We start from the raw sequence: 12704 nt of genomic DNA, 5'->3' as shown, positions 1-12704 counted from the left end.
TTTTAAACTAAATGTCAATAACACTTTTATCATCACCACTTCAAGGGTTTACTGACTTTAGATTTCGTAATGCATTTAACCATTACTTTGGTGGCATTGACACTTTTTATGCGCCTTATATCAGATTCAATAATAAACTTATTATTAAAAATTCTTACCAAAGAGATTTACAATTAGAACACAACTCTGAACTCGAAGTTATTCCGCAAATAATGACTAATAGTGCTGATGAGTTCCTATTTGTAGTAGATTATATTCAAGAATTAGGTTATAAAGAATTGAATTGGAATTTAGGCTGTCCATATCCAATGGTCACTAAACGTGGCATGGGTTCTGGCTTAATTTGTGATCCAGAAAAAATAAATCATATCTTAGAACGTGTACACAAAGAAACTGACATTTTGGTTTCCATGAAAATGAGAATGGGTTATGAAAACCCAGAAGAGATACTCGATGTTTTTCCGATTTTAGACACCTATCCATTAAAAAATATTGCCATCCATGCACGTATTGGCAAACAACTTTATAAAGGTGGTGTAAATTTAGAGGCGTTTCAGAAATGTATAGAAAGTACTAAACACAAATTATATTACAATGGTGATATAACTAGTGTAGCAAAGTTGAAGGAAATGCAAACGCGTTTCCCAAGTATAGACCATTTTATGATTGGTAGAGGTTTAATTGCAGACCCATTTTTACCAAGCATGATTAAAAACAACACCACAACCTATCCTGAAAACAGATGGGAAATCTTTAGAGAATTCCACGATACCATTTACCATCAATACGATGCTGCCTTATCTGGACCAACACCTATAAAAATGAAGATGCAAGGGTTTTGGGAATACTTTTCGCAATCATTTTCTAATCCTCAAAAAACGTTTAAGAAAATTAAAAAAGCGAATAATCCTAGAGCTTACCAACAAGCTGTTGCAGAGATTTTGAAGAATGGATAGGTTTAAACATCTAATCTTTATTTAAACCATAAACGTCAGTTGGAGTGTTTATTTATTTGAAGTGAAACGAAGAATAAATAAATGTCCTCGATACGATTCCTTAAAAACGGAATCACTCGAACGAACAACTTTAGTTCTATTCGAATTCAAAAAATTCAACCATTTTACAACTATATTTGCAACTCTAATATAATCTATAAAGTTGAAAGACCTCTTACTCATAACACCTCCATTTACACAACTCAACACGCCATATCCTGGCACTGCTTATCTTAAAGGATTCTTAAATACAAAAGGCATCGAAGCGTTTCAAATGGATTTAGGTATTGAGGTTATTTTAGAGCTTTTTTCTAAATCAACATTTCAAGACTTGTTTCAACTTGCTTTAGAAAATGACAGAATTCAATCTGAAAATTGCCAACGTATTTATGCGTTAAAGGATATTTATTTAAAGTCTTTAGATGATATTATTTTATTTCTTCAAGGTAAAAATCAAACCTTTGCAAGGCAAATTTGTAGTGATGGATTTTTACCACAAGCCTCTCGTTTTGAACAATTAGATGATATGGATTTTGCTTTTGGTTCTATGGGAATGCAAGATAAAGCCAAGCATTTAGCAACCTTATATATTGAAGATTTATCAGATTTTATTGTAGAATGTATCGATCCAGATTTTGGTTTTAGCCGTTACGCAGAACGTTTAGGACAAAGTGCCAACTCCTTTGATGAACTCTATGCACAATTGCAAGACGATGCTACTTATATTGATCAAATTACATTAGAACTATTAGACGCTCAGATAAAAGAAACGCAACCCAAACTCATCTGTTTTTCAGTACCTTTTCCTGGTAATTTATATAGCGCTTTTCGTTGTGCACAGTTTATAAAAGCAAATTATCCTAATGTAAAAATTGCAATGGGTGGCGGTTTTCCTAATACCGAATTACGCTCTGTAACAGACATTAGAGTTTTTGAGTTTTTTGACTTTATCACCTTAGATGATGGCGAATTACCAATTGAATTACTCTATAAAAACGTTTGTCTTTCAGCATCAAAACGAAGCACCTCAGAACAAGAATTTAAACGTACCTATTTACTCGCAGATGGCGTTGTTACTTACAAAAACAACAGCACAACACCAGATTATAAACAAGCAGATGTTGGCACACCAGACTATTCAGATTTATGGTTAGACCAATATATTTCTGTTATAGAAATTGCGAATCCAATGCACAGTTTATGGAGTGATGGCAGATGGAATAAACTCACCATGGCTCATGGTTGTTATTGGGGAAAATGTACGTTTTGCGACATTTCTTTAGACTATATTAAAATTTACGAACCCGTTGCTGCTAGCCTTTTGGTAGATCGCATAGAAACCTTAATTGCACAAACAGGAGAAACCGGATTTCATTTTGTAGATGAAGCTGCACCTCCTTCTTTAATGAAAGCTTTAGCGCTCGAAATTATAAAACGAGACCTCAGCGTTACATGGTGGACAAATATTAGGTTTGAAAAAAACTTTACACAAGATCTCTGTCTTTTACTAAAAGCCTCTGGCTGTATTGCTGTTTCTGGTGGTTTAGAAGTGGCTTCGGACCGCTTATTAAAACTAATAGACAAAGGCGTAACTGTTGCACAAGTAGCACAAGTAACGCGCAATTTTACGGAAGCCAACATTATGGTACATTCGTATTTAATGTATGGTTACCCAACGCAAACTACACAAGAAACCGTAGATAGTTTAGAAATGGTACGTCAACTTTTTGAAATCGGCATTTTACAATCTGGTTTTTGGCACCAATTTGCTTTAACAGCACATAGTCCTGTTGGTTTACATCCCGAAGATTATGGGATTACTCCTAATTACAAAACCATCAGTTTTGCTAATAATGATGTGGACTTTACAGATTCAACAGGCATAGACCACAGCCAATTTAGTTTTGGTTTAAAAAAATCCCTATTTAATTTTATGCATGGTATTGGGTTTGAAATTCCACTACAAGATTGGTTTGATTTTAATGTACCAGAAACTACAATTCACCCAGATTTTATCTATAATTGTTTAGCTGAAGAAGTAACACCAACTATAAAACCAAGTGCTAAAATCACCTGGTTAGGTGGTTTACCTTTAGTGTCTGAATTTTCTAAATCGAAAAAAGGAAAAACTATAGATTACGTAGAATTTACGTTTCATGATGCTGTAGAAAGCTATCAAATTACATTAGAAAAAAATAAAGGACTTTGGCTTTTAGACACTTTAGAAGACCTTTCACCTCAAAATAAACCACAAACATTTAAGCAATTAAAAGCCAATTTTGAAACTCAATTTGAAGATTTTGAACTGTTTTGGTATTCTAAACCTATTGATATTTTGCGTGGATTTGGGTTGTTGGTTTTGTAATCTTTAAAATAATACCGCGTTTAAACAAAACACCTTGTAAGTCTTTCACCAAAAAACCAACTAACGTATCTTTGCAACCCATTTAAAATGGAAATTATGAAAGTCAATAAGATACACAATTATATAAAAGCCGTTTTAGACCACATGCCAACAGACTGGTTAAATCTAACAACGCATCGTTTAGATATTTACAATGAAAGCTTGGCTAAAACAGAGTTTTTAGATGAATTTCAAACGTTATTTAACAATAATAATGCTGAAGCATCAGCATTAAATGCATTACCAACTGCTTACGATTATATTAGATTAGGTCATCCTTTATCTTCTGTTTTAGAATGGGCAATTGCTAAAATACAAGATGTAAAATCAGAGAGTGTGATTAGTTTTTCGTCACAAACCGTACCTGTATTGTCTATTTTGAGAGCTAATTTATTCACGAATAAAAACACTCAAATTGTATATACCAATACCTTACCTAAATCTTTTAATGCAGACCTTATTAAACGAGTTTACGGTTATAATTTTGAACTTAAAAAAGTGGAACGTTTAGAAGATGTTGCAGCCTATGACGGAAGTACCATATTTATTTCAGAACACAACCAAATTGCTGCCATTGAACTTAATTCTAATATAGATTTCTACATTAATCTTTACCATCAATTGGGAAGTATTTTAATTGTTAATGGAGCGAAAAACGACCAGTATATTTCAGATATTCAACATGTAAGACGTCGTGAAACTATTGCTATGACGCCTTCTAATGCGCTATTGGCTTTAAATGCACTTACAGAACAAACTACATTTAAAGTAGAACAAACTAATCTTAAAGATAAAGCAACGGTTTTAAGCGAAATAAACACCATTACCAATTCGGCAACGCAAGCTGTTGTTGGTTCTAGTGGTTTATCTATTCAGTATGCCATAATGATGGGATTAATTCATTCCGCATTAGACAATCACAAAGGCAAAACAATTAAGTTTATTGTGCCAACCAATTGTTATGGTGGTACTAATGACCAAGCTAGACGTGTTGCTGCCTGTTTAGACCATGTAGATGTGGTAGATTTAGAAGTCGATGGCGACAATGATATGGTAAAAAGTATTGATGCTGTTTTAACTAAAGTGGCTGCAGAAGATGCTATTCCGTATATTATTGCAGAAATCCCAACCAATCCTCGTGTTGAAGTTCCGGATTTAGAAGCGCTTAAAAACGTTCTCAGTAAAAAACGAAAAACAGCTTCTGGAGAAACTGCTATTGACCCTGTTTTTATTTTAGACCAAACATTTTGTCCTAATGTTCACTTTTTAGGTGAAAATGATACGCTTTCTGTGGTAAGAACAATTTCTTATGTGAGTGGTTCTAAATTTCCAAGTGGAGGAAAATGTACAGCTGGTTATTGTGTTGCGAATAAAAAGGCCAAAGATTTAATGCCTAACATCGCTTTACATTTAGACCTTTGCGATAATGAAGCCACAGCACTTCAGTACGAGTTATTAGCAAAACAAATGCCGTCAATGAATCAAAGAATTGCGGATGCTTACACCAACACAAGAGCATTTGTTAATTTTATACATGAAAACTTATCAGGCGCAAAAATTAATTTTGTGTCAGAAGCACTCGCCGAACAAGGATTTACACCATCTGTGTTTTCTTTAGACTTGCCAACCAAAGGCGATACAGCTGAAGAAAAGGAAACCTATAAAAGAGCACTGAATCATAAATTAATTGATTTAATGATTACTAAAATTCCTGATGAGAGTAAATATTGCGTGAGTTACGGCCAACTAAAAGGTGTGTATTGGACCATACCAGCAACCTCAACACAAGGCACGACCAAAGAAGGTGATAAAGATTATATTGCAAGAGTTGCTTTATCGCCAGATATGGATTTAGAACTTCATAAGAAAGTGTTTTTAGAGTTTGTGCAAAGTATTTAATCCATTGTCAGTCTGAACGCAGTAGAAGACAATTTAAATTTTAGTTACATTGCATTTCGACTGTGCTCAATGTGACAATAGTGCTTTCAAATAATATATTAAATCATTTTGAAAACCGAATCGTCAGTTCGAGTGATTTTACTTTTTTGAAAAATTGTATCGAGAACCTTTAGGTTTACAAATGGTTCTCGATACATTTATTCATTTTGCGTTGCACTTCCAATGAATAAACACTCGAACTGACGACAAAATAAATAATCAAATTAAATACCTCAATACAGCATGGAAATATTAGAATGGATACAAAACTGGTTTAAAGACAACGCAGATGGAGACTGGGAAAAAGGAGATGTTATCCAAATAACCACTTTAGACAATCCATTAGGTTGGGATGTTGAAATAGACATCTCAAAAACCTCAATTGCTAATCTTGAAATAAAATGGGTTCTTAACGAGAATGGCAAACAAGATTGGTATGGTGTAAAAATTCAGAACCAACGTTTTAGAGCTGCAGGTGATGCTAGTAAATTAACTTATCTACTCAATTTATTTAGAGAAATGATTGAGAAGATTGAGAATGAGTAAAATTCTAAAATTAGTTTTTAATGCATAAATCAACCAATCAACCCTTTCACCTCATCAAAATCTAAACCACCATAATTACCAGAACTCATTAATAACAATGATTTATTATCAAAACTCTGAGAAAATAAGAAGTCTTTCAATTCTTCTGGATTGGTGTAAATAATTAAATCTTCGCGCTCAAAAGCATTAGCAATTTGGTCTTTGGAGACTTCTTCTAACTTTTTAATTTCAACAGCATGTGGCGAATAAAATACAACAGCTATATCTGCCGCATCTAAAGCGCCTTTGTATTCTTTAAGAAATTCCGCATTAAGACTACTATACGTGTGTAACTCTAAACAAGCTACTAAAGTTCTATTACCATATTGCTCTTTTACGGCTTTTGTTGTCGCTTTTACTTTACTTGGTGAATGCGCAAAATCCTTATAAGCTACGCTTGTATTAGATTCGGCAATCTTCTCTAAACGTTTACTTGCACCTTTAAAAGTTGAAATGGCTTCATAGAAATCATCTTCATCGATTCCCATATGTTGGCAAATCCACTTTGCTCCTGCTAAGTTATTTAGATTATGCGCACCGAACACTTCAATTGGCATTGGGCCTTCTGGAGTTTCTAATAGTGTTTCGCCATTTTCAACTGTATATTCTGGCGTTTGGTATGCAATTTTACGTAATTGATTTTCTGAAGCTTCCACTACTCGTTTTACCTCAGCATCTTCTTCGTTATAATTAATACTTCCACCTGTAACAATTGAATCTACAAAAATGCTAAACTGCTCTACATAATTTTCATAGGTAGGAAACACATTAATATGGTCCCAAGCAATACCACTTAGCAACGCAATATTGGGTTTATATAAATGAAATTTTGGTCGTCTGTCTATTGGCGAACTTAAATACTCATCTCCTTCTAAAACAATAAAATCATTGGTGTCAGTTAGTTTTACCATAACGTCAAATCCTTCTAGCTGCGCACCAACCATGTAATCAACATCTCTATCATGATAATGCAACACGTGTAAAATCATGGATGTAATGGTTGTTTTACCATGACTTCCACCTATAACAACACGTGTTTTGTGCTTAGATTGTTCGTATAAAAATTCTGGATAACTGTATATTCTTAAGCCTAACTCTTGCGCTTTCAGCAATTCAGGATTATCAGCTTTTGCATGCATTCCTAAAACAATAGCATCTAAAGAATCAGTGATTTTTTCAGGATACCAACCAAAAGTTTCTGGCAGTAATCCTTTAGCTTCTAATCTTGCTTTTGAAGGGTTAAAAATCTCATCATCACTACCTGTGACGTTATATCCTTTATTATGAAGTGCTATGGCTAAATTGTGCATTGCTGCACCTCCAATTGCTATAAAATGTACGTTCATTGTTACCTAAAATATGTACTGTAAAAATACTATAAGTTTTTTGAAATGAGAAGAACTTGCAAGTTTACCTCATCGTAAGATAGAATGAATTCTATAGTTGAAAAAAATAGAGTTTTTATAAAGAATATTAACCTCGTCTATGTATAAGATATGATTGTAATCTTATAATGAAAAAAGTGACCAACTAATGTTATAAAAACTCATATAAAATTGCGCTTCAACTATAAACAACCTAACATCGATGAACTATTTTTATGAAGCTAAAGTTCAGGGTTTAAAGCCAAACTATTAAACAGTTTTGCTTTTGTATTAAAGAACTTATTTTGAACTTCAATGGCTTTTAATTGTCCATCAATAAATTTTGATTCTCTTGAATTTACTAAAAACAAAGAACTTTCTCCTAGTTGAAATTTACGTTCTTCAGCCTGTAACATCAGCTCATAATCTGATACCATTTCGGTGGTAATTTCATTTTGTTTATTATAGGAATCTAACTCTTGTTTTAAGGCCCTTATTTTATTTTGAAGATTAACACGTGTAGCATCTCTTTCAAATTCCGTGTCTTGTAATTTTAATTTTGCCAATTTTAAATCTCCTCTTTCCTTTCTAAGAAACAATGGAAAACTCACATTTAACCCACTTTTGTACTCACCTGTATTAAAAGTCCTTGCCGTTTCTGGTGTTTCTGATAAAAAATTATATTCTACATTTATTTTTGGCAATAATTTATTTGCTTTTAATCGTGTATCAACTTCCAAACCTTGTAATTTATAATCTAAAGACATCATCTTTGGATGCGACTCTAAAAACGAAGTATCACTTTGTAATTGATTGATAGAAAAAGTAGCATCTACAATAGGTTCTGAATTCACATCTGGAATTATATTAGGCTGTAATTCTACCGGAATATTATTTTCTAACCATAAAAAATTAGACAATTCTAAAGCAGCCTTCATTAACTTTACTTTAGACTGTTCTAAGCCCAATTTTCTATTATTTACAGCAATGCGCGCCTCGGTTGCATCAATTTTTGCATTTTCGCCAACTTCTACTCCCTTTTTAACTCCTAAAAAACGTTGTTCTGCATTCTTTAAAATAGCCTCAAATAATAAGAATTCATTATAAGCTTTCAGCCATTTAAAATAAACCAGAGACGCTTCAAACAAAATATTATTAACGTATATATCTCGATCAACCTTAGCTTGTTCTCTAAATAATTTGGCCTGTTTTAATGAAGCCATTCTGTTATTAATCAGTAACCCTTGACCCAAAGGCACTGATAAACCTGCACTATACAGTCCATCATCTGGCACAAAGGCTTCTGGATTTAGATATTGTCCAGAATTTTCTTCGAAGGCAGCTTTTATTTCTATACCAAACCAAGTGGGAATTTTGAATGTACCGTTGAGCTTATCGTAATATTCGGTATTCTTAAATTTCTTACGGTTATAATCTACTTCAAATTTTGGATCAAAAGCACCTCGAGATTTTAATAATTTTGCTTGACTTTCATCAATAACTAATTGGGCTTGTTTTACAATAGGATGAAATTTCTTTACAAAACCAAGATATTCATCAAATCTTAAAACATTTGACAAATCATTGGTTTGAGCATAACCAATCACTCCAAAACTTAAAAATATAATTGCTATAATAAAACGCATTCCTTATTTCTTTTTAGAATTAGTTTGATTTTTTGGTTGATAATAATTAGGAGGAAAACCATTAAGTTTTCGCCATAACTCAAACCAAATAGGCACATCTTCTAGTAAGGCCATGGTATAAGCACCAGAACCTGCTCTAATCTCTTTAGGCCATTTATAGATTTCTTCATCTGGTGCCAAAAGCACTCTAAACTTACCATTGTCGCTTATAAAGTTCTCTATAGCCACCACTTTTGCGCCATAAGTACCATAGGTTATATCTGGCCAACCACTAAAAACTATTGCTGGCCAACCATCAAACTGTACACGTACTTTTTCTCCTATATTAATCAATGGTAAATCAATTGGCTCTACAAAAGTTTCTACTGCTAAATCTACTTTTGCTGGCATCATGCCAACGAGAGCCTCACCCTCTTTAAAAGTTTGGCCAACACCTCCTCGTATAGCTTTATTAACGTAGCCATCAAAAGGTGCTTTTATAAAACGTAAATCATTTCTTAGTTGATAATTGGAATACTGATTGTCTAATTTTGAAACTTGAGCCTCAGTATCAAATTGGCTAGATTGCGCTGTATACTTGTCACTCTGTGCTTTAGATATCTTATCTGCATAGGCTGCATTAACTCTAGATATTTCTACCTGTGCATTAATTACTTCATTTTTACTTGCTAATAATTTATTCTCTTGCGAGATTAATTTAGCTTCAGTTTCTTGTAGTTTTAAACGTTTGTCTTCAACATCTTTGGTTGCTTTAAAACCTTCAGCTTGCAATGTTACAGTTCTATCAAACTGCAGTTGGGCAATTTGCTTATTTGTTATTGCTGCTTCTAAATCTATACTATCGCTTTGTACTTTGTATCTAGATTGTATCAACTTATTTTTTGCTTGCTGTAATTTTAAATTGCGCTCATTAGACAATGCACTAATTTGTCGGTTTAGGGCTTTTACTTTTTCGCCATAAGAACTAACGGATTGGGCTTTTGCATTGCGTTGACTCGCTGTGCGCTCCACTAAATTAGGGTCAAAATACTCGCTTTTAATTTCAGAGATTTGCATAATGGTATCACCTTTAGACACAAAATCACCTTCGCGGACAAACCATTGCTCTATTCTACCTGGAATTGGTGATTGTATTGTTTGTGGTCTCTGATCTGGTGTTAATGTGGTTACATTTCCTCTGCTGGTGATATTCTGTGTCCAAGGCAAGAATAAAATGATAATACCAATAATTGCAAACACGAGTAAAAACCTATTAAAATGTTTATAATAACGCTCGTGAAAAACACGCTTACCAGATTTGTACTCACTGAGGTTAACCGATTTATTTAATTGATTATTTGATATATTTAACATGGTGAGTTCTTTTTTTAAATGATTTCGCCTTTTTTAAGCGTTACTACTTGTGTACAACTTTGCGTCCAATCGTTTGCTCTACTTACAACCACTAATGCCCAAGAATTACTTTTATTTGTTAAAAATGAAATGATTCTTTTTACCTCATGTGTTTCAAAATGATCTAAAGGATCTTCCAAAATCAGCACTTTTGGTTTACTCACAATAGCCCTTGCTAATACAATTTTCTTGGCTATAGTAAAGGATATTTGTCTGCCTTCAGGATATAAGATGGTATTTAACCCTTGAGGAGATTCTTTTACAAATTGAAACAAGCCAACGTTTTCAATTGCCCACATTAATTGCTCATCTGAAATATCTTTATTGCCAAATGTTATGTTTTCTCTTATGGTTCCTTCAAAAGGAGTTTCGTCTATTAAGGACATGCCCAAATTAGACCGATAATGATTTAAGTTAATATTACTTAGCATAAACTTATCTAGGTAAACTTTGCCTTTAGTAGGAGCTAGAACACCACCAATTAAGCGTAATAAACTAGATTTACCAGAGCCACTTTCGCCTTTTATAAGAAGCCTACTTTTTGGTTTAATAGTTAAGGAAACATTTTTAATTATTGCATCTTCTTTTTCTGGTACTTTATAAGTTACATTATCTAATTCTACGCTAAAATCGTCTTTAAACATTGGTTTTTCACCTTCTTGATTTTCTAAATCTTTATCTACAATCTGTCCCATTTTTTCTAATGAAGTCAGTACGTCATAAAAAGATTCTAACCCCAGAATCAACTTTTCTACAGATGCAATAACTAATAATATTATAATCTCTGCGGCAACAAATTGCCCAATATTCATTTCTTGGTTTAAAACCAGTAATCCTCCAATTAGCAATAGTCCTGCAGTTACTAAAACTTTAAAGCCAATCATTTGAATAAACTGAATAACTAGAATACTGAAATGGCTTTCTCTCGCAATTAAATATTTATTAACTAATTCGTCATTTTTATTTATGGCAAGTGTTGTTTTTCCAGATAGTTTAAAGCTTACAACAGCTCTCGCAACTTCTTGTATCCAATGAGCCACTTTGTACTTATGCTTAGATTCCATTAGGCTAGTTTCCATACCTTTTTGCGCGGTAAACTTAAATACAATGTAAATTAACAATAATAACAAAACACCAAAGGCAATAAAAAACGGATGATAAAATGAGAGTAGAATCAATGAAAAAACTATCTGTAATATTGCAGCTGGAATATCAACTAATATTTTAGATAATCCTTTCTGTATATTTAAAGTATCAAAAAAACGATTGGCTAACTCTGGTGGATAATTATTGCGTAACTCATTCATTTTCATTTTAGGAAAACGGTAAGTAAACTCAAAAGAAGCTCTAGTAAAAATGCGTTGTTGAATGGTTTCTATTATACGCATTTGCATTAGTTGAAGTATGCCAACAAAGGCTACTCCAATCGTTACCAAAACTACTAAAACAATCCATGATGTACTTACTTGCGCACTCTGCAAAAGATTAATTATTGCTTGAATACCCAATGGAAGCGTCAATGCTAAAATACCAGAAAAAATAGCGTAATAAACAACTTGTAATACATCTCTTTTCTCAAGTTTTAAAAGACCAACTAACCGTTGCCAAGGTGACATAATTTCTTTATTATTCATAATATCTAATTACTAATAGCATTAATGGTGAGTTCTTTAAAAAAGTCTGTAGGCGTAACATCGTAATTACAATCGGTTATTGAAATAAAGTGCTCTTTTAAAAAATGCTGATGTAATGCACCTTCAACTATAGTACTTGCTAAACTTAGCGCAAATTTATAGTTAGGATTGATGTTAATAATCATATCTCTTAAACGCTTAATAAGCCGTTTATAAACTACAAAATACCCTTCCTTATTTTCACTATCGACTTCCTTTGTTAAATACGATTTTGAATATTCGTTGATTATAATTCTGTTTAAAACCACTTCGTTTATATGAGAAAAAGTAACGTCCTCCTTAATTGTTTTAGTTACCACCTCAATAGCCTTAAATAATTGTTCTTTAGGATTAGGCATGTTAAATGTGGCAAAAACCAATTGGTATTCTACCCAAGCCCAATACCAAGATGTGAGATATAAAAGGAGTTTATGTTTGCTTTCAAAATAGCGATAAATAGAACTTTCATTAGAGCCTATTTTTACTCCTAATTTCTTAAATGTAAAACTATCAAAGCCTATGTCATCTATTAACAGAATACTATGTTCAATAATTCGTTTACCCAATTTTGAAGATTCTGGGTCTTTTAAATAGATTTTATCTGGAACCGAAATTTTTAAATTTGAAAGTAAATTTATCATTATTAATTATTTTGATTGCAAATATAATAGTATTACTATTAATTTTAAATAATTAACAAAAATTTA

9 protein-coding genes are annotated in these 12704 nt (G+C 32.7%); 4 read left to right on the top strand and 5 right to left on the bottom strand.

The window, feature by feature from the left end:
• Window positions 1–11: 11 nt before the first annotated feature.
• From HNV10_RS16030 to HNV10_RS16015, 4 genes are all read left to right on the top strand, one after another.
• Window positions 12–956 carry a tRNA dihydrouridine synthase gene (locus HNV10_RS16030; RefSeq protein ID WP_173302410.1) on the top strand — a complete coding sequence of 315 codons (945 nt, stop codon included), beginning with the start codon at window positions 12–14 and terminating at the stop codon, window positions 954–956.
• A gap of 202 nt (window positions 957–1158) precedes the next feature.
• Window positions 1159–3360: a B12-binding domain-containing radical SAM protein gene (locus tag HNV10_RS16025; protein ID WP_173302409.1), complete on the top strand. Its 2202-nt coding sequence runs from the start codon at window positions 1159–1161 to the stop codon at window positions 3358–3360.
• 96 nt (window positions 3361–3456) lie between these two features.
• The gene (locus HNV10_RS16020; RefSeq protein WP_173302408.1) at window positions 3457–5298 is read left to right on the top strand and encodes a PLP-dependent transferase; all 1842 of its coding nucleotides are present in this window, start codon (window positions 3457–3459) and stop codon (window positions 5296–5298) included.
• 282 nt (window positions 5299–5580) lie between these two features.
• Window positions 5581–5883 carry an immunity 53 family protein gene (locus HNV10_RS16015; protein ID WP_173302407.1) on the top strand — a complete coding sequence of 101 codons (303 nt, stop codon included), beginning with the start codon at window positions 5581–5583 and terminating at the stop codon, window positions 5881–5883.
• Window positions 5884–5912: 29 nt separating this feature from the next.
• On the opposite strand, the gene HNV10_RS16010 is transcribed toward HNV10_RS16015, so the two are convergent.
• From HNV10_RS16010 to HNV10_RS15990, 5 genes are all read right to left on the bottom strand, one after another.
• Window positions 5913–7268, bottom strand: a complete 1356-nt coding sequence (locus tag HNV10_RS16010) for a UDP-N-acetylmuramate--L-alanine ligase (protein WP_173302406.1) — start codon at window positions 7266–7268, stop codon at window positions 5913–5915.
• Between the two features lie 260 nt (window positions 7269–7528).
• A complete protein-coding gene (locus HNV10_RS16005) occupies window positions 7529–8932 on the bottom strand; it encodes a TolC family protein (protein ID WP_173302405.1) in 1404 nt (467 codons plus the stop codon).
• Between the two features lie 3 nt (window positions 8933–8935).
• Window positions 8936–10285, bottom strand: a complete 1350-nt coding sequence (locus tag HNV10_RS16000; RefSeq protein ID WP_173302404.1) for an HlyD family secretion protein — start codon at window positions 10283–10285, stop codon at window positions 8936–8938.
• Between the two features lie 14 nt (window positions 10286–10299).
• On the bottom strand, window positions 10300–11958 hold the full coding sequence (locus HNV10_RS15995) for a peptidase domain-containing ABC transporter (RefSeq protein ID WP_173302403.1): 1659 nt from the start codon (window positions 11956–11958) through the stop codon (window positions 10300–10302).
• A gap of 5 nt (window positions 11959–11963) precedes the next feature.
• The gene (locus HNV10_RS15990; protein WP_173302402.1) at window positions 11964–12638 is read right to left on the bottom strand and encodes a TetR/AcrR family transcriptional regulator; all 675 of its coding nucleotides are present in this window, start codon (window positions 12636–12638) and stop codon (window positions 11964–11966) included.
• Window positions 12639–12704 lie beyond the last annotated feature (66 nt).

Origin of the sequence: Winogradskyella litoriviva (assembly GCF_013249065.1) — a bacterium.
Lineage (GTDB): Bacteria > Bacteroidota > Bacteroidia > Flavobacteriales > Flavobacteriaceae > Winogradskyella > Winogradskyella litoriviva.
Note: the sequence above shows the minus strand (reverse complement) of the source record. Positions and strands in the feature narration are given on the sequence as shown.